This is a genomic window from Citrifermentans bremense R1 (assembly GCF_000426865.1).
In the GTDB taxonomy this organism is placed as follows: domain Bacteria; phylum Desulfobacterota; class Desulfuromonadia; order Geobacterales; family Geobacteraceae; genus Geomonas; species Geomonas bremensis.
This window is the reverse complement of sequence record NZ_AUGE01000011.1, coordinates 26,192-43,825: the sequence shown is the minus strand read 5'-3', so window position 1 is coordinate 43,825 and position 17,634 is coordinate 26,192. Positions and strand designations below refer to the sequence as shown.

At 62.3% G+C, this 17,634-nt stretch carries 15 protein-coding genes; 2 read left to right on the top strand and 13 right to left on the bottom strand.

Translation table 11 applies throughout. The annotated features are described in order from the left end of the window. Positions 1-8: 8 nt before the first annotated feature. The 9 genes from K419_RS0108850 to K419_RS0108810 all read right to left on the bottom strand — a co-directional run bounded on the left by K419_RS0108850 (position 9) and on the right by K419_RS0108810 (position 9,425). Positions 9-1,100 (bottom strand): M24 family metallopeptidase, encoded by a 1,092-nt coding sequence (locus K419_RS0108850; protein WP_026841264.1) that lies wholly within the window; start codon positions 1,098-1,100, stop codon positions 9-11. After that, a complete protein-coding gene (gene galT / locus K419_RS0108845; RefSeq protein ID WP_026841263.1) occupies positions 1,097-2,182 on the bottom strand; it encodes a galactose-1-phosphate uridylyltransferase in 1,086 nt (361 codons plus the stop codon). The genes K419_RS0108850 and galT overlap by 4 nt, the downstream gene beginning before the upstream one ends. Positions 2,183-2,257: 75 nt before the next feature. Beyond that, entirely contained in the window at positions 2,258-4,045 is a 1,788-nt protein-coding gene (locus K419_RS0108840) for a glycoside hydrolase family 2 (RefSeq protein ID WP_026841262.1), read from the bottom strand. A 93-nt stretch (positions 4,046-4,138) separates the two neighbouring features. Then, the gene (gene glf / locus K419_RS0108835; RefSeq protein WP_026841261.1) at positions 4,139-5,269 is read right to left on the bottom strand and encodes a UDP-galactopyranose mutase; all 1,131 of its coding nucleotides are present in this window, start codon (positions 5,267-5,269) and stop codon (positions 4,139-4,141) included. 155 nt (positions 5,270-5,424) lie between these two features. Beyond that, the gene (locus K419_RS0108830) at positions 5,425-6,762 is read right to left on the bottom strand and encodes a glutaredoxin family protein (protein ID WP_026841260.1); all 1,338 of its coding nucleotides are present in this window, start codon (positions 6,760-6,762) and stop codon (positions 5,425-5,427) included. Between the two features lie 45 nt (positions 6,763-6,807). After that, on the bottom strand, positions 6,808-7,794 hold the full coding sequence (locus K419_RS0108825) for an AI-2E family transporter (protein WP_026841259.1): 987 nt from the start codon (positions 7,792-7,794) through the stop codon (positions 6,808-6,810). A 259-nt stretch (positions 7,795-8,053) separates the two neighbouring features. Further along, positions 8,054-8,557, bottom strand: coding sequence for a thiol peroxidase (gene tpx / locus K419_RS0108820; RefSeq protein ID WP_026841258.1), 504 nt, complete (start codon positions 8,555-8,557; stop codon positions 8,054-8,056). An 84-nt stretch (positions 8,558-8,641) separates the two neighbouring features. Then, positions 8,642-9,043, bottom strand: coding sequence for a bacteriohemerythrin (locus K419_RS0108815; protein ID WP_026841257.1), 402 nt, complete (start codon positions 9,041-9,043; stop codon positions 8,642-8,644). A 139-nt stretch (positions 9,044-9,182) separates the two neighbouring features. Next, positions 9,183-9,425, bottom strand: a complete 243-nt coding sequence (locus K419_RS0108810; protein WP_026841256.1) for a hypothetical protein — start codon at positions 9,423-9,425, stop codon at positions 9,183-9,185. 588 nt (positions 9,426-10,013) lie between these two features. Between K419_RS0108810 and K419_RS0108805 the strand changes: the two genes are divergently transcribed. Then, positions 10,014-12,212 carry a multicopper oxidase family protein gene (locus tag K419_RS0108805; protein ID WP_226377661.1) on the top strand — a complete coding sequence of 733 codons (2,199 nt, stop codon included), beginning with the start codon at positions 10,014-10,016 and terminating at the stop codon, positions 12,210-12,212. A gap of 455 nt (positions 12,213-12,667) precedes the next feature. Further along, positions 12,668-12,925, top strand: coding sequence for an efflux RND transporter permease subunit (locus K419_RS0108795; protein WP_026841253.1), 258 nt, complete (start codon positions 12,668-12,670; stop codon positions 12,923-12,925). 99 nt (positions 12,926-13,024) lie between these two features. Here the strand turns inward: K419_RS0108795 and K419_RS0108790 are convergent, their stop codons facing one another. The 4 genes from K419_RS0108790 to radA all read right to left on the bottom strand — a co-directional run bounded on the left by K419_RS0108790 (position 13,025) and on the right by radA (position 17,521). Beyond that, positions 13,025-13,213, bottom strand: a complete 189-nt coding sequence (locus tag K419_RS0108790) for a hypothetical protein (protein ID WP_026841252.1) — start codon at positions 13,211-13,213, stop codon at positions 13,025-13,027. 103 nt (positions 13,214-13,316) lie between these two features. Further along, the gene (locus K419_RS0108785; protein WP_026841251.1) at positions 13,317-15,614 is read right to left on the bottom strand and encodes an ATP-binding protein; all 2,298 of its coding nucleotides are present in this window, start codon (positions 15,612-15,614) and stop codon (positions 13,317-13,319) included. A gap of 42 nt (positions 15,615-15,656) precedes the next feature. Continuing rightward, complete coding sequence (gene dksA / locus K419_RS0108780; protein WP_012532430.1) at positions 15,657-16,013, bottom strand: RNA polymerase-binding protein DksA; 357 nt, start codon at positions 16,011-16,013, stop codon at positions 15,657-15,659. A 149-nt stretch (positions 16,014-16,162) separates the two neighbouring features. Further along, positions 16,163-17,521 (bottom strand): DNA repair protein RadA, encoded by a 1,359-nt coding sequence (radA, locus tag K419_RS0108775; RefSeq protein ID WP_026841250.1) that lies wholly within the window; start codon positions 17,519-17,521, stop codon positions 16,163-16,165. Between the last annotated feature and the right edge of the window lie 113 nt (positions 17,522-17,634).

Genomic DNA, 17,634 nt, shown 5'->3' with positions numbered 1-17,634 from the left:
GATGGCTCCTATCGCCGAAGGACGAGCGGCCGCTCCAGGCCGGCCGCTAGCACCGTCGGCCAGGCCGGGTCGAGCGTCAGGTTCTCGACTCCGGTCTCTGTCACCAAAAAGGTATCCTCTATCTTCGCGCCGGGGAGGCTCGGGTTCCAGGCGACGGCCATCCCGGCGCTCAGGTGCTCCCGCGCCTCGGGGTTCGCTATCACTTCGCGGGAAAGGTAGCCGGTGATCCCCCCCTGGTGGTGCTCCTTGATGGCGTGCTCGTAACCCGCCGCGGCGTAGGCCGAGGCAAGCTCGCGGTAGACCTCGTGCAAAAGGACCCCCGGGCGGGAGAGGAGCAGCGCGTGGGCCTCGATCTCGCGCACCTGCGCGTGCTTTTGCTCCTCCTCGTCGGTTAGAGGCTCGAAGGCGACGAACCTGGTGAGGTTGGCGTAGAGGCCGTACCCCCGGGCGCAGAAGACCAGCATCGCGGAGGCGCCCAGCGGGTCCTTCCCCGATATCGGATGGCGGTACAGGCGGCGGCGCCTGTCTCCGGCCGCCATGACCAGGCAGGGGGCGAGCCCGCGCGAGAGGAGGGCGGAGGCGCCGGCCGCGGCCAGCCGGTACTCGCTCCAGTCGGGGTTCGCCTGCTGCAGGGTCTCGGTCATCGCCTGCGAGGCGAGAAGCCCCACCTCGCGGTAGCGGTGCAGCTCGGGGAGAGAGAGGGTGCGTTTCGCCGCCAGAAGCGGCAGCGGGAGTTCCCGCTCGGCCTCCGCCGGACGGTCCGAATAGACCGGTGTCCCTTCGGCCAGCTCCCTCATCACCACCTCCAACTGGGAAGGGTAGGCCCAGGGGAGTATGCGCACCTCGCAGCCGGGGGGGAGCTCTTCGTCGATCAGGCGCTGCGCCTCGATCCCGTTGGTCACCACGAAGGCGCCGCGCCCGGTCACCACGAATTCGGCGATCCCGGTCGCGGCCGCCAAGAGCACCTCGTTGGAGCCCCCCGCCGTGATCCAGGAGAACCAGTCGATCCCCTTGAGCCTCAGCACCCTTCCTGCGCCGAGCAGCTCCCGGACCAGGCGGATTTTGCCGGCCATCTCCTCCGCGCGGGCGGTGCCGTTCATAGCGTCACCTCCACTTCCTGAAGTTCCTTCGCCTTCTGCTCGGGAAGGGCGTCGTTGGCGAACATCCCGGCGGCGAGCTCCGTCCCGGCCAGGTACTTGAGCCGGTCGCTGGATCGGTAGGGGGGGTAAAACTCGGCGTGCAGGTGGCACTCGGGGTGCGACTCCCCGTCTGTTGGGGCGCCGTACCAGGCCATCAGGTAGGGGAAGGGGCGCTGCCACAGACCGTCGTATTTAAGGAGGGTGGTCTTGAGCGCCCGCGCCAGGTCGGCGCGGACCTCGGGGGTGAGCTGGGGGAAGCCGGGGACGGCTCGCCGGGGGGCGACCCAGACCTCGTAGGGGTAGCGGGCCCAGGGTGGGAGGAAGGAGATGGCGTGCTCCCCGAGGTAGAGGATCCGCTCGCCAGAGACGGTCTCGGCGGCGATCAGCCCCTCCAGAAGCGGCGCTCCCTGCACCTGGAAGTAGGACAGCTCCTGAACCTGCATCCGCTGCGGCACCGGGGGGACGAAGGGGTAGGCGTAGATCTGGCCGTGCGGGTGGTGCAGAGTCACTCCGACCTCGATCCCCTTGTTCTCGAAGGGAAGCACGTAGTTGATGTCCGGGTCTTCCCCAAGCCGCTCCACCCGGTCCCCCCATACCTCCATGAGGAGCTCGATGTGGTCCAGCGGGAGCCCCGAAAGCGACCGAGCCGGGTCCTTGCCGAAGACCACCACCTCGCACTTGCCTCGCCCGGGGGCGGTGGGGACGTAGCTTTGGGGCGGGTTGTGGGCGACGGGGGAGAGCGAGGGGAAGCGGTTGTCGAAGACCGCCACCTGGTAGTTCCCCTGGGGGAGCTCGGTAGGGTTTTCCGGGTCGGTTGTCGGGGCGAGCGGGTTGTACTCGGGGGGGGGCATGAAGGTCCGCCCCTGGCGGTAGCTCGCATAGGCGACCCATTCCCCGCGCAGAGGGTGCCAGCGCAGGTGGGGGTTCGCGGCAAGCGGCTCCCGGTTCGGGCTCGGGGCTTCCCCCAGCACCTGAATGGGAGCACGGCCGTAAAGGGTGAGGCTCCGTCCGTCAGTCTTCAACATCTCTCGCCTGTAGAGCATGCTTCCTCCGATATGCGCGCGAAGTCGGCGCATGGGGTGGACGGGTGAAATTTGCAGGGGATGGGGGATCGATTCTCAGGTGCTTTCCCAGAAGAGCGCGCCCTGTTCGACCTTCCCACGAACCGCATCCGCGATCCGCTCCAGCGGGATCTTAGGGGTTCGGTCCGCGAAGAGGAGGCCGTTGGCCTCCTGGAAGGTGTCGGCGAATTGCGTATAGCAAAAGCCGCTGAACATGGCGACGCCGCGGGCGGCCTCGATGAGGGAGACGGCGAGGCGCTCGAACTCCTCGATCTTGTCGTGGCGGAAATACCCCCACGCCTTCTGGTGCAGGGCGTCCAAGGGCTTCACGTAGGCGACGCCGCCGAACTCGGTGAGGATGATGGGCTGCCCCCGGTGCGGATAGCCGTCGAGGGTGAGGATGCGCCCGCCGGGGCGGCGCCGGTCGAAAAGCTCCTCCGGCTTCACCTGCGGACCGTAGCGCTCCGCGAGCCTCTCGGGGTTGTTGTCGTAGTCGTGGATGCCGATGATGTCGGTGGCCGAGCTTTCCCACCCGTCGTTGCCGATCACCGGCCGCTCGGGGTCGAGCGTCTTGGTGAGGTGGTAGAAGGCGTGCACAGCGTCCCGGTGCGCCTTGGTGGCGGTCAAGTCCGGGACCCCCCATGACTCGTTGAAGGGGACCCAGACGATGATGCAGGGGTGGCTGTAATCACGTTCTATCGCCTCGATCCATTCCCGCATCAGCCTTTTTATGGCGCGGGTGGTGAAGCGGAAGGCGCTCGGCATCTCCGACCAGACCACGAGCCCCAGCCGGTCCGCCCAGTACAGGTAGCGCGGGTCCTCCAGCTTTTGGTGCTTTCTTACCCCGTTGAACCCCATCGCCTTGGCGAGCTCGACGTCGCGCTTGAGCGCCTCGTCCGAGGGGGGGGTCATCAGCGTCTCCGGCCAGTACCCTTGGTCCAGCACCAGCCTGAGCGGGTAGAGCCGCCCGTTCAGGAGGAACCGGTCCCGGTGCACCTTGGCGGAACGGAGCGCGGTGTAGGAGGTTATCTCGTCGATCACCTCGCCCCCCTGCATGAGCTTGATGTCGGCGTGGATCAGCCTCGGGTGCTCCGGCGACCAGAGAAGGTCGTTTCTGAAGTCGTCGATCCCGGGGTCGGAGAGGGCGATGCGCCGGTGCACCTCGCCGTGGATCACACGGTAGCGGTCCTCGACCAGGAGCTGGTCGCTGAAGGAAAGCCGCACGTTCACTTCCATCTGGTCCGCGATAGGTCCCACGATGAAGGCCTCGATCCCCACCTCCCAGCGCTCCAGGTGCGGCGACCAGCGCAGCTTCTTCAAGTAGGTCTCGGGGACCGATTCCAGCCAGACGGTCTGCCAGATGCCGGTGGTGCGGTAGTACCAGATCGCGTGCGGCTCCAGCTTCCAGTCCTGCTTTCCGCGCGGCTTCTCCAGATCCTCCGGGTCGTCCTCGGCCCGCACGGTCACGACCTGGCGCCCGGAAGGATCGAGGGCATGGGTGATGTCGGCGCTGAACGGGGTGAAGCCGCCGCGGTGCCGCGCCACCAGCATGTCGTTGACCCAGACGTGCGCCAGGTAATCGACGGCGCCGAAATGGAGCAGCACCTTTTTCCCGTCGGTCGCGTTGTAGTAAAACTCGCGCTGATACCAGCAGGCATGGTGAAAGGAGGTGTCACCGATGCCGCTTGCCTGGCTTTCGGGCGCGAAGGGTACCTCAATGGTGAGGGGCCACTCTTTCACGTCCGCCGGCAAGTTGTAAGAGAGATCGTCGTCGAAGGTGAAGTGCCACTGGCCGTCGAGCGTATGCCAGTTGGGACGCTGCAATTGCGGGCGGGGATAGTCCATATGCTTACCGAGCCTCTCAATAATGTTAGAAATTTTTCACCAAAAGAGAGTAGCAGGGAGGAAGCCATTTACAACAACTGACTCATCCGGCGGCTAGTGCTTCCCTTCGATACGGTGGAACAGATCCAGTGCGTTTTTGAAAGCCTGATCCATGTTGAAGTACTTGTAGTTCGCCAGCCTCCCCACGAAGTACACGTCGGAAAGTTTCTCCGCCTCCTCCCGGTAGCGCTGGGAAATGGCCTCGTTTTCGGAGTTGGGAACGGGGTAGTAGGGATCCCCTTCGTCGGTAGTGTACTCGCGCGAAATGGTGGTCTTTGGGTGCTTCTGGCGGGTGAAATGCTTGTACTCGACGATTCTCGTGAAGTCGCCGTCCTTGGGGTCGGGGTAGTTGACCACCGAGTTTTGCTGGAAGAACTCCTGGTCGAGCGTGATCCATTCGAACCTGATGGAGCGCCACTGCAGCTTTCTTTCCCGGGAGTGGCGGTAGTCGAAGTAGCGGTCGATGGGGCCTGCGTAGAACACCTTGGAGCAGTCCCGGACCTCGGGGCTCTCCTTGACGTCGAAGTAATCGGTGTTGAGCCGCACGGTGATGTTCGGGTGCCGGAGCATCTCCTCGAAAAGCCGGGTGTAGCCGTTAAGCGGCAGGGCCTGGTAAGGGTCGCTGAAGTAGCGGTCGTCGAAATTGGTCCGCACCGGGATCCTCAGCAGCACCGAGGCGTCCAGTTCGTGGGGGTACTTGTCCCACTGCTTTTTGGTGTAGTGCTTGAACATCTTTTCGTAAAGTACGAGCCCCACCCGTGCCAGCGCGGCCTCCTCGCCGTTGCGTGGTTCCTCGTGGGGTGGCTTCACCTGCACCTCGCTCAGGAAGCGCTGCATCTCGGCCTCGGTGCGGATGCGCAGGTTGAAGATGGTATTGACGGTGGAGATGTTGACGGGGATGGGGACCAGCTTGCCGTCCACTTTGGCCAGCACGTGGTGCTCGTAAGGGTACCAGCGCGAGAAGCGGTTCACATACTGCCAGACGTCCTCGAACTCGGTGTGGAAAAGGTGTGCGCCGTATTTCGAAACCAGGATGCCGTGCTCGTTGTAGAAGTCGTAGCAGTTGCCGCCGATATGGTTGCGTTTCTCCAGGATCAGGACCCTCTTTCCCAGGGAAGCGTAGCGTTCGGCGAGGGTGGCGCCGGAAATGCCGGCTCCGACGACAACGATGTCGAACCTGCTCATTAGCTGACTCCGCTGCTGAAGGGCCGTTCCCGGCCGCCTGGGGTGAGATGAAAACATTAACAGATAATAATTTATTAGTCTGCGGAGTCAACCGGCATTGCCGCCGAAGTCGCCGTCCGGGAGAGCGTCCCGCGGCATCGTTTATCTACTATGAGCTAACCCGCGCCCCTTTTCCGGGCGAAAGCCGCCAAAAGCGCCGCCGCGGCCAGCGTGCCCGCGAGAAGCGCCGCCGAGGCCAGCGGGTTGTTCAAAAGCGCCGGGTCGATGAGCAGCACCAGTCCCAGCCCCAGCATCATCAACCCCGAGACCAGCTTCAGCACGCGCCCCTGCCATTGCGTCAGCTTCCTCTCGCCGAGCTTCACCGTGAAAAGCGCGACGATAACCGCCAGGGGAAGCGCGTAGATCGTGCAGTAGAAGGCAAGATAGGCGTAGTAGCTGTATGTAGGGAGTTCCCTCAGGGTGAGCATGCGGGTGAAGACCATGGGAAAGCCGGCGGTGCAGAGGAGTTCGTAGCTGTTGGCGGCGAGAGCCAGCACGGTGGTCCCGGCCAGCAGGCAAGGGAGCGAATCCGCCCTGAGGAGCCTCCTCATGCGGGCGAAGAGCTTCGGCTTCTGCTGTTCCGGGATGCTGAGCGACACCCCCTGCCCGAAATAGAAGAACTCCTTGACGTTCACCGCGCCGACGAAGAGCGCCACGATCCCTGCGGCGAAGGTGATGGCGGGAAGCCCGCCGGTGAGGAGGAAGAGGTTGAGCCAGGCCGCCATGAAGACGAAGTAGACGAGCCCGGAGAAAAAGACGAAGAGCCCGCCGATGAGAAGCATGCGGCGCCGCGAATGGGCGTGGATCAACAGGCTTAACAGGAAGAAGAGCACGAAGAAAGCGCAGGGGTTGAAGCTGTCCAAAAGTGCCACCGCGACGGTGAAAACGGGAAGCGACAGGCTCTGCGCGTCGACCGGGCCCAGGAGCGGGAGCCTGACGGGAGGGGTGGGGGCGGGTTTCTGGGCGGCCTGTTTCTGCGGCGCGACGGGCTGCAACGCCAGGCGTACGGCCTGTTCCACCTCCGCCGCGGTTTCAGCAGAAAAGCCGCTGAACATCTCCTGGCCGATGATGAAGACCGGCACCCCGGTCGCCTCCTTGTGGCGGGCGCGGGCCATCGCCACAAGGAGCGGGATGTTCTCGCGCTTTTCCAGCACCTCATAGGACTCGATGCGCAGGGTGGGGTATTTCCTTTTCAGCTCTTCCAGGAAGGGCTTCGCCTTGGTGCAGTGTGGGCAGCCGACGCCCCAGAAGAAGTAGAGGGTGGCGGAGAGTTCTGAAGCAGCCGCGCGTGCGCCAGGGGGAAGGAGCAGGAGGAGCGCCAGGCAGGCGGCAAGCCAAAAGCGGGCAAGGCACCTTAGGCGGTGGGAGAGGGGAGGTAACGGCACGGCCGCGCTGCGGGAATCCCGGCCGCGCCTGCTGGGGATAATGGTGGATGTGAAAATGGTAGCTTGCATCCGTTAAAGATACTAAAAATGCAGCGGATGCCTACCTGTCGTCGCTTATACCAGCCGCTTCGCCTTGAGCTCGGTCTTGAGCCAGGCATAAACCACGGGGGCCGCCACCAGGCCGGCCATGCCGAAGATCGCTTCCATGAAGAGCATGGCGCACAAAAGCTCCCAGACGCTGGCCTTGACTTGTCCCCCCACGATCCGCGCGTTGGTGAAGTATTCCAGCTTGTGAATCACGATCAGAAACGCCAGCGAGGCGATACCGACCATTGGGGAGACGCCGAGGCTGATCAGCACGATGGTGAAGTTGGAGATGAGGTTCCCCACCACCGGCAGCAGGCCGGCCACGAAGGTGAGCAGGACCAGGAGGGTGACCATGGGGAGGTAGACCCCGAAGATGGGGAGGACCACGGCGAGGTAGATCGCGGTGAGAACGGTGTTGAGCGCGGAAATCTTCACCTGGGCGAAGACCACCTTGTCGAAGGAATCGGCGAGGTTGATCAGCCTCGCGTGCAGGTCGGAGGCCAGGGGGGGAAAACCGTTTTCCTTGTTGAAGCGGTGCAGCACCGCGAGGCTTCCCACCACCATGCCGAGGATGAGGTGGGCGAAGGTCTTGACTCCGGAAATGCCGACGGAGGAGATGTTCTTTCCATGCTCCCGCAGCATGTTCGTTATCTGTTCGCGCAGTTCGTCGACCGTGTCGGGAAGAGCAGCGGTGAGGTCCTCCGGGAGGGTCCGCTTCAGGTTTTCCAGGGTCTCGGCCGCCATGTTGAGCAGGTTCGCCATCCCGTGGTGGCCGCGCAAAAACGACCAGAGCCCGAGGCAGATGCTGGAGACCAGGGCGATGACGAACAGGATGATCCCTGCCAGGGCGACCTTCTGGGTCAGGCTCCCCCAGCGCAGCGGCAGCATGGGGGCGAGCTTCGCGGTCAAAACGTAGACCGCAAGCCCCGCGAACGCGGCGGGAAGGAGATGAAAATGCAGCACCACGGGGACTGACAACGCGGCCAGCAGGTAACTGATCTGCAGGGTGTTCATGGATCCACTCTCCAGGGAAGCATTTGACGCGACAACCATTTTTACTATCAGACAGGCTCGCTGGTCCAGAGAAATCTTTATAGATGAATGTTGCTTGAAACTTCTCTGGCTCCCAAGGTAAGGGGACTGGCTCCGCCAGGTGCCTGTCCCCTTTTTCTCTGGTTGCCAAGCTCCAGCTTTGCATCCGGGGCAAATCCAAAAAAGAAAGGCACCTGCGAAAGATCCCGCAGGTGCCTTTTTATCTTGTAGAACCGGGCTGCTACGCCAGTTCGCGCGCGGCCCTGAGCGCCGCTTCGTAATCCGGCTCCTGGGTGACTTCCGGTACATGCTGGATGTAGCGGATGACGTTTTGCTTGTCGATCACGAAGATGGAGCGGGAAAGGAGCTTCAATTCGTCGATGAGCACGCCGTAGGCCAGGGCGAAGGAGCGGTCGCGATAGTCTGAAAGGGTCACCACCTTGTCGATGCCGGCCGCTCCGCACCATCTCTTCTGCGCAAAGGGGAGATCCGCGCTTATGGTCAGCACCACCACGTCGCCGGGGAGCTTGGCGGCCTCCTGATTGAAGCGGCGCGTCTCGGTGTCGCAGACCGGCGTGTCGAGCGACGGAACCGCGCTGACGATCTTCACCATCCCCTGGTAGTTGGCGAGCGAAACGGCCCCCATGGAGTTGTCGACTACCGTGAAATCGGGGGCGGCATCCCCCACCTTCACTTGAGACCCAACCAGCGTCACCGGGTTTCCTTTAAAAGTAACTTGAGCCATCTGTTCCTCCCATTAAAAATAAAATTCCGGGAAAGCGTAAGCGATTTCCGCTGAATTGCAAGGAACAGACGACGTGCCGCCTCTTCAGTGGCGCGTGCCGGCAAAGGCTCCCAGCTTGGTATCGACCTTGGAAATGTGGTTCACCAGCCAGTTTCTCAAAAAGGAAAGGATTTCCAGGGAGAAGGGGACGTCGCCGGTCACCACGTCTTTCTGCATCTCGGTTACCCTCTTCACGAAGCGCTCGTGTTCTTCCAAGTGCTGCAGCGTCTCAGGATAGCCCGTCGCGGTCATCAGCTTCTCCTCGTGGGCGAAGTGATAGGTGGCGTAGTCGATCAGCTCTTCCAGTAGGGATTCCATGGCGATGGTGGAGTTACTGTCACAGAACTCGTCGTAGGCCTTGTTCAGTAAGCCCACCAGGTGGCGGTGATGTTCATCGATCACGTTGTTTCCGACAGACAAGCTCACATCCCAAGCAACAATAGGCATAGCTGACCCCTCCGCGTGTAATATGTACTCACAGCTTATCGGGGGGTAAGATCGCAACCTTGAATAAAGAGTGTGGAAACAAAAAAAGCCGCGTCCCTTTCGGGCGCGGCTTCCTTTTTTGCTCTGTGAACGCGTAAGACTACTTCGCGCCTTCTGCCGGAGCCGGAGCAGCGGCCGGAGCTTTTTCTTCTTTCTTCACAGCGGCTTTCTTAGCGTGCTTCTTGGTGTGTTTCTTCTTGGCTGCTTTCTTGACCGGAGCTTTCTCTTCTTTCTTCACTTCTGCAGCCGGAGCGGCAGCCGGAGCAGCGTCAGCAGCGTAGACAACACCAGCGAAAGCAACAGCAACGAGAGCAGCGACGACGGAGGACATAACTTTTTTCATTTTGAATCTCCTTGGGAGTGGGTTGAATTATGACCTCTCTTCAGCATACGGCGTGCCAACCTGCAAAATAATTGCAAGTGACCGGAATCATGAGACTTGCAATCCGATAGCGGCTGACGGAGCCGCCTTGCTTCGCCGCAAATGGTCCTGTCTGCTGCCTCATTTGAGGTGGACCAAAGAAGCCGCCCGCCGCCACGACTCGATAGCGCCGCTTCACCTGCTTACCGCGCCTTCCCATGCCCCGCATGCCACTGCAGGAGCAAAGGGTGCAAAGGGTGCAAAAAAAAAGACAGTTGCTCATTTATCCCTGGCCAAACTGTCATAGCTGCAGACAGCTTTTGTTCAAACTAAGATCAAGTTGTAGTTAAAACAGGGAGATACAACATTGGAATGCTAGTTGCTCAAGTAGTGGCAAGTTGTCAGTGAAATTTGGAGGAGGAAACGACTATGAAAAAGGTATGGCTTGTCAGTGCCGTTGGCACAGTCGCGCTAATGGCCACGTGTTTGACAACAGCGTGGGCAGGAGTTCCCAACCAGGTGCAGCTGCCTGGCTCTGCTATACCACAGTTTGTAGATCCCCTGCCTGACTTGGATCTTGTTCCTGCCGGCCCGGGCCAGATCGAACTGCGCATGAAGGAGTTCAAGAGCATGATCCTGCCGGCCAACGCCGTACCCGGGTACACCGGGACCTGGGTCTGGGGCTACCTGCAGCCCGGACAGGTGGCGAATCAGCTGCCGGACGGATCAATTCCCGGGCGCCAGTCCTACATCGGCCCGGTCATCGCCGCCACCCGCGGCGTCCCAACGGAAATGAAGTTCGTCAATGAGCTTCCCACGGTGAACGCCACCAACGTGCTTGCCTACAAGTACGGCACGGACCAGACCATGCACTGGGCCGATCCCCTGAACATGGGGATGAACATGTGCTCGCACATGTCGATGCCGCCTGCCTTCGGGAGTGAATGCTCCTTCAACTACGGCGAGTTCGCCGCCGGGCAGTTCGGCGATGTGCAGATCCCGGCAGCCGTGCACCTGCACGGCGGTGAAGTACCGCCGCAGCTCGATGGCGGACCCGATTCCTGGTTCACCAACAACGGCCCGATGGGCGTCCTCAAAGGCGCTTCCTACTACAGCCGTGACGGTGCCGCTGCCACCAACTACACCATCTACCGCTACCCCAACACCCAGGAGACTGCTCCCATCTGGTTCCACGACCACACTCTAGGTGCTACCCGCCTGAACGTCTATGCGGGACTGGCCGGCGCCTACCTGGTGGCTGACCCTGCCAAGGACCCGGCGAACCTCCCTGAACTCGTGCCGCTGGTGCTCCAGGACCGCATGTTCGACACCTCCGGCCAGCTCTTCTTCAGCGCAGGCAATGCAGGAGGGCTTCTCTGGGCGCTCAACCCCGAGCACCCTTACTGGAACCCGGAATTCCTGGGCGACGTCATGGTGGTGAACGGCAAGTCCTGGCCCTACAAGAACGTCCAGGCCAAACGCTACACCTTCTTATTCCTCAACGGGTCCAACGCGAGAACCTACGAGATGTCTTTCACCGATCCGGTCTCGAAGAACCCTGGTCCGGCGCTGTGGGTAATCGGCACCGACGGCGGCTATCTCGACAAGCCAGTCCCGGCGACCAAAGGGAAATTGGTCATCATGCCGGGCGAACGCTACCAGGTTATCGTCGACTTCGCCGGTTTCCAGGCCGGACAGATCGGTCCCAACGGCCTTGCCTATTCCGGCAAGTGGCTGCTCAAGAACACCGCCAAGGCCCCGTACCCTGGCGGCGCATCCCCCAACGGCAACACCGACGGAAGGATCATGCAGTTCGTCGTCGGCGCTGCGCCGGCAACAGATGCTTCCTTCAACCCGGCGCTCGCTGGCGCGACGCTGCGCCAGCCGATGGTGCGACTGGTCAACCCGGCTACGGGCACGGTCGCCGTCCCGGTCCAAAAGACGCGCCAGTTGACCCTGAACGAGGTCATGGGGATGCCGCAAATGGCCACGGATCCCACCACCGGGTTGCCGGTCGCCTACCCCGGCGGACCGCTTGAGATCCTCGTCAACAACACAAAGTGGAACGGCAAACGGATCAACGGCGTTAACGCGGCAACCGGGCACTACACCTTCGAGCCCATACCCGGGCTGGCACTGGACGCCAAAGGAAACAACTACATCTCCGAGCGCCCCAACGAAGGCGAGACCGAGGTCTGGGAGATCGTGAACCTGACCGCAGACGCCCACCCGATTCACCTGCACCTGGTCCAGTTCCAGCTGGTCAACAGGCAGAGCTTCGACGTCAAGGGGTACAGCGCAGCATATAGCCAGGCGTACCCTGGCGGCGGCTTCGATCCGATGACCATGAAGCCGTACCCTGCAGGGGCCTATATCCCCGGGTTCGGGCCGCCGCTAAGCTACGACGGCAACCCTGCCAACTTGCGCGCTGTGGGCGGCAACCCCGACATCGCGGCAACCGTGAAAGGAAAGCCGCTCTATCTGCAGGGGCCGGCGGCGCCAGCCCTGCCGCATGAAGCCGGTTGGAAGGACACCATCATGGCGCTGCCGGAACAGGTCACCCGGATTGCAGTCCGCTGGGCACCGACCGATTTGGCCGCTGCCACCCCGGCTGCATCCGCCTTCTTCCCCTTCGATCCCAACGGCGGCGACGGCTACGTCTGGCATTGCCACATCATCGACCACGAGGACAACGAGATGATGCGGCCGGATGAGGTGACCCCCAACGCCAACGCGGTGAGGAGCTATGTGAAGGGAACCGACTTCTAACCTCCAGGGGACTGGCTCCGCCAGGTGCCTGTCCCCCTTCGTCCTTTGCGAAGCCGGAGCTTCGGATCACCTTGCGTTCCCAAGGTGGACCTTGGGAACGAGATCAACCCTCACCCGCCTACGCGACCGAAGCGCTATGGCGGGCAGGTCCGGCCTGCGGCCACCCTCTCCCTGAGGGCGAGGGTAATCTAAACACCGTCCATCGAGCGCGAGGTCTCCAAGAAGATCGAGGAGGCGGTGAACCAGATCGCCGGGGTCAAGCACGTGATGCCCTACTCCCGGGAGGGGGCTCGACACCAAGGAGCTGACCACCCTGGTCGACAAGCAGATCAAGCGCAGCCTGGAGAACGTCTTGAAGCAGTCCGGCGCCAACATGGTCGAGGTGGTCGACGGGGTGAAAAAGAGCGTGGATAAGCTCAGGAAGGAGCTTCCCCCCGGGGGGCGAAGTGACCGTCATGCGCGAGAACATCGTGCGCCACCTGGAGCACGGCGAGGACCACCTGACCGCCGCCCGGATCGGCACCTCGGAGATCGGCCTCGTGGTATTCGCCACCTCCATGTCCATCGTGGCGGATCTTGTCCCGGTGGCCTTCACGCGCGGCATCGTCGGGCGCTTCTTCTTCCAGTTCGGGATGACCGTCGCCTTCGCGGTGCTGGTTTCCCTCTTCGTCTCCCGACCAACGACGACAAGGGAGAGTTCCAGGTGGTGTTGATATCCCGACCCTCAAGCGCTACGCCGCCCAGCTCAAGCAGGAGATCTACAAGATCCCAGGGGTCGTGGACCTGGAGGTGACATGCGAAAAGGGCCTGGGCTATCGGCGTCCATACCCGCGGCCATCGTACCAGCGGCCGTCGTATCCGCGGTCGTGCCATCTGCCACGGTCATGGTGGTAGTACCCACCGTCGTCATCGTAATACGGATACCACGGCGCGACGATGCAGCCCGACAGCAGTATCGGTACAACAGCAAAAGCCAGCAGCAGTTTCATTCTCTTTCTCATGACCATTCTCCTTTGGCCTGAAAATTCCGGTACCTTCGTCCCGTTTAGTTTCAGCTTAGGAGAAAAATGAGGAGCAAATGAGGAGGAAAAGTGAAATTGCGCGTCACCAGTGTTTGGGCAGGATGACCCTGAACTCCACCCCGAGGCCGGGGTTGTTGGTGACTTGGATCTTCCCGCCGTGGTTGGTTATGATGCGGTTGGCGATGGGGAGCCCCAGGCCGGTACCGCTTCCTTTGGTGGTGAAGAAGGGGGTGAAGATGCTGTTCAAGGACTCCAGTGGAATGCCGCCGCCGGTGTCGGATATCTTCACCTGGACGGCTTCCTTGTCGTCCAGCTCGCCCGCCGAGGCCTGGATGTTCAGCGCCCCGCCTGTCCCCATGGCATCCAGGGCGTTCAGGATGATGTTGATGAAAACCTGCTTCAACTGCTGCCCGTCGCCCAAAAGCACGAGCTTTTGCCGCGGGAATTTGGCGTTCACGCTGATCCGCTTCTCCTCGAGGGGAGGGGTGACCACGGCGAGCGACTCCTTCACGATGTCGGAGAGGTCGCACCGGGTGTAACAGATGGTGGTTTTCTTCGAGAAGAGCAGGATCTCGGAGAGGATCCCCTCCAGCCGGAGCACTTCGCGCACGATGAGATCGGCATGGGCCCACTCGCTGGTGTCCTGGGGGAGTTTCCTGGCGAGCCTGCCGGCGAAACCGCCGATGGAGACCAGCGGCCCCTTCAACTCGTGCGCGATGCCGGCGGCCATCTCGCCGATGGCGGCAAGCCGCTCCTTCTGGAGCAGGTGCTCCTGCGCCTCGCTCAACTGATGGTTCGCGTCCTCGATCTTGTTGTAGAGCATCGAGTTCTCGATGGCCATCCCCGCCTGGTTGGTGAAGAGCTGCAGGAAACGCAGATGCTCCTGGTTGATCGGCTTGTGGGTGAGGGCGTTGTCCACCAGGACCGCCCCTACCGCCTGCCCATGCGCGATGAGCGGAGAGGCGGCCAGGGCGCTGCGCCCGGAATGGAGGGCGCCGCCGATGCCGCCCTCTTCGGGGATGTAGATCAGCCTCTTTTCCAGCACCGCCTGGGAAGCGATGTTGAGCGTTCCGTCCAGCTCAAGCCGCCTCCCCTGTACCTGCCGGCAGAACTCGGAGTTGCGCTGGGCGGCCATCTCTTCATCGGAGATGTCCCACCGGCTGGAAAGGATGTCGTCGCTCCCTCCGTTTTGGGTGGAGAGGGAAGGGGAGGTCTCCGTGGTCACCCCCAGCATGCCGAGCAGCATCCCGGAGCGCTCGTTGGTGAGAAAGAGCATGGCCCGGTCGAAGAAGGGGGTGGGACCTGAGGTGAGCGCGGTCAGGGTGAGGTGGATCAGCTTGTTCAGCTGGATGGTGGAGAGCATGGTGTTGCTCATCCGGTAGAGAAGGGACAGCTCTTTCAGCTTTTTCTCGCTCTCGCTGTCGTAGGTCTTGATCTGCTCCTTGCAGATCGCCTCGGCCATGGCGCCGGACAAAAGGCGCGCCACCGTTTCGGCAAGCTCGATCTGTTTGGGCGCTGTCAGTTCGAGCCCCCCGAAGAGGGTCATGGTTCCCAGCGCCGCGCCGTTGCTTCCCAGCGGGGTGCAGAGGGCGTACCGGTAGCTGGAGTCGTCGCCGAGTTCCTCGGCGCAGGTGGTCTCGGTGGCGCAGACATGGACCGCCAGCGCAGCTTCTTTTTCCAGCAGGTCGGGGAGCTTGTCGCCCATTCCCCTGCGGCAGCTCCGGATCACCCTCTCCTTGCCGGAATTCCTCTGCTTCAACCGGACGATGGCGCAACTGGAGAGGCCGGAACTGGTGCAAAGCTGCATCAACCGGTGCAGCAATACCCCGCGCGGCTGCGGCGAGCTCAAAAGCTTCGCCAGCGCCGAAAGTAGCGACAGGTTGCGCTGCGCCTCCTCAGCCTCTTCGTCTGCGGCCAGGCCGGCTACGGTCAGGGAGAAGACGGGCGCCAGGGTACCGGCCGCGTCGACGGCTTCCTGGGCGACGTCCGCGGCGCCGCTCTCCAGCGCCAGCACGGCGAAGAGCCGGTCCCCGTCCAAAAGGGGGAGCGCCACGATGGAGCCGTTGCCGGAACAGGGCTCGTCGGGATGAAGCAGGTCGGCACTGGCGGATTGGGGTGAAAGGGTGGCGGCGGTGCGCCCGGCGAGACCTGCGCCGCAAGGGATGTGGCAGCTATGGCCGGAGGGGGTGGCCAGCGTGCTGAAGCGACGCTGCAACACCGCCCCTTTGGGATCGGGGAAATAGATGGTGGCCGAGGCGAGGGAATGCCAACGGGCCGCCAGGCGAAGCAGGCTGTTGAGCCGGACCTGATGGGACCGACCTGAGGCCTGGGCAATAGTTAATGCTTGCTCCAGGAGGTTTTGTCCCTTCCGGCCAGCCATGGGAACTCCGAAGGAAATGACAGCTCTAGGGGGTTGGGTTGGTTACCGAAAGCGTTCTTTCTTTTCTTGTTCCATCTTGCAGTCGATGCAGAGCGTGGTGACCGGGCGAGCCTTCAGGCGCGCCTCGCTGATGTCCTCTTCGCAGACCTCGCAGATGCCGAAGGTTCCGGCCTCTATCCGCGCCAGCGCCTCCTGGATCTTCACGATCAGCTTCCGCTCCCGGTCCCGGATCCTCAACTCGAAAGTGCGGTCCGATTCCTGGGTGGCCCTGTCGGTAGGGTCGGGGAAATTGGTCGTGTCGGAGGTCATCTCGGAGACGGTACGGCCTGCCTCCTCGAGGAGCGATCTCTTCTCTTCCTGCAGGATACCTCTGAAGTACTCGAGCTTTTCCGTATTCATGACACCTATCCTTTTCTAATCAATTCGGCATTAAAGAGGATTTTTCTCCATTAGTAAAGTGAAATTTGCCTGGAGAATGACAAAAAAATCATGGGTAAAACCGCATTGGGCGCTGCGTCGAACTACTTTTACGTTCTCATTGGCAAGTTTTAAATTGCCTCAAGCGCCTCGGGGAGCGAAGTGACCGCCACCACCTCCAACCCCGGGATCCCCTTTCTCGGCGCGTTTCCCTTGGGCACTATGGCGCGGGTGAAGCCGTGTTTCACACCTTCCTTGAGCCGCATTTCCCCGTTGGAGACCGGGCGGATCTCGCCTGAGAGCCCCACCTCGCCGAATACCAGCAGGTCCTGGGGGAGCACCGTGTTCCTGAAGCTGGAAACGATGGCCAGGGCCACCGCGAGGTCGGCGCTGGTCTCCAATACCCTTATTCCCCCCACGACGTTCACGAAGACGTCCTGGTCCGAGAGCACCAGCCCCCCGTGCTTGGTGATGACGGCGAGGATCATGGCGATGCGGTTTTGGTCGAGCCCAATTCCCAGCCTGCGCGGCGAGCCGTACTGCGCCCCCACCACCAGGGACTGGATCTCGACCAATAGCGGCCTGGTCCCTTCCCAAAGGACGCTGATCAGGCTGCCGGGCGCGGCTTTCTCGCTGCGGGAGAGAAAGATCGCCGAAGGATTTTTCACCTCGCGCAGCCCCCCCTCGGTCATGGCGAAGACGCCCAATTCGTTGACCGGGCCGAAGCGGTTCTTGGTGGTGCGCATCAAGCGGTAGCGGGAGTCCTCGGTGGAGGAGAGCATCACCTGGGTGTCGACCATGTGGGAGAGGGTCATGGGGCCGGCCAGGGACTGGTCCTTGGTGACGTGCCCGACCATGATCAGCACCACTCCGGAGGTCTTGGCGTAGCAGGTGAGCGCCGCCGCGCACTCGCGCACCTGGGAAACCCCTCCCGGCGCCGCTTCCAGCGCTGCCGACTGCATCACCTGGATCGAGTCGATAACCACCACCTCGGGCCGCTCGCTTTTCGCCGCCTCCAGTACCTCTTCCACCGAACTCTCGGCCAGCATCTTCACCCGGTCCAGGGGGAGTTGCAGCCTTCTGGCGCGCCCGGCGATCTGCTGCAGCGATTCCTCGCCCGAGACGTAGAGCACCTCCTTCGAGGCGGCCGCATGGCACATGGTCTGCAGCAAGATGGTGCTTTTCCCGGCGCCCGGGTCCCCCCCGATCAGGATGACGGAGCCGGGGACGAAGCCCCCGCCGAGCACCCGGTCGAACTCTTCGCTGCCGCTGGAAAAGCGGGACTGTTCGGTGCATTCGACCTGGGAAAGGAGGGTGACCGACGAGGTGGCTCCGGCGAAGCCTTCGCGCCGCGCGGCTCTCTCGGATCCGAGCCTGACCTCTTTGATGGTGCTCCAGGCGTCGCAGGCCGTGCAGTGCCCTTGCCACTTCGGATAATCCGCGCCGCAATCGGAGCAAACGAATCCGGTCTTTACTTTTACCTTGGCCATATCACCCCGTCCCCGCGTCCCTGGCGGGGCCAAAAACTACGGTATCCTAAGCTTTTTGCCGAGAGGTGTCAACAGCGGCGCGATTCTACGGCTGCGTCCCCTATTAGTTTGAC

Bases quoted from the DNA above. Each gene is read 5' to 3' on its own strand.
- K419_RS0108850 (WP_026841264.1), bottom strand. From the start codon at position 1,100: ATGAACGGCACCGCCCGCGCGGAGGAGATGGCCGGCAAAATCCGCCTG.
- galT (WP_026841263.1), bottom strand. From the start codon at position 2,182: ATGCTCTACAGGCGAGAGATGTTGAAGACTGACGGACGGAGCCTCACC.
- K419_RS0108840 (WP_026841262.1), bottom strand. From the start codon at position 4,045: ATGGACTATCCCCGCCCGCAATTGCAGCGTCCCAACTGGCATACGCTC.
- glf (WP_026841261.1), bottom strand. From the start codon at position 5,269: ATGAGCAGGTTCGACATCGTTGTCGTCGGAGCCGGCATTTCCGGCGCC.
- K419_RS0108830 (WP_026841260.1), bottom strand. From the start codon at position 6,762: ATGCAAGCTACCATTTTCACATCCACCATTATCCCCAGCAGGCGCGGC.
- K419_RS0108825 (WP_026841259.1), bottom strand. From the start codon at position 7,794: ATGAACACCCTGCAGATCAGTTACCTGCTGGCCGCGTTGTCAGTCCCC.
- tpx (WP_026841258.1), bottom strand. From the start codon at position 8,557: ATGGCTCAAGTTACTTTTAAAGGAAACCCGGTGACGCTGGTTGGGTCT.
- K419_RS0108815 (WP_026841257.1), bottom strand. From the start codon at position 9,043: ATGCCTATTGTTGCTTGGGATGTGAGCTTGTCTGTCGGAAACAACGTG.
- K419_RS0108810 (WP_026841256.1), bottom strand. From the start codon at position 9,425: ATGAAAAAAGTTATGTCCTCCGTCGTCGCTGCTCTCGTTGCTGTTGCT.
- K419_RS0108795 (WP_026841253.1), top strand. From the start codon at position 12,668: ATGCGCGAGAACATCGTGCGCCACCTGGAGCACGGCGAGGACCACCTG.
- K419_RS0108790 (WP_026841252.1), bottom strand. From the start codon at position 13,213: ATGAGAAAGAGAATGAAACTGCTGCTGGCTTTTGCTGTTGTACCGATA.
- K419_RS0108785 (WP_026841251.1), bottom strand. From the start codon at position 15,614: ATGGCTGGCCGGAAGGGACAAAACCTCCTGGAGCAAGCATTAACTATT.
- dksA (WP_012532430.1), bottom strand. From the start codon at position 16,013: ATGAATACGGAAAAGCTCGAGTACTTCAGAGGTATCCTGCAGGAAGAG.
- radA (WP_026841250.1), bottom strand. From the start codon at position 17,521: ATGGCCAAGGTAAAAGTAAAGACCGGATTCGTTTGCTCCGATTGCGGC.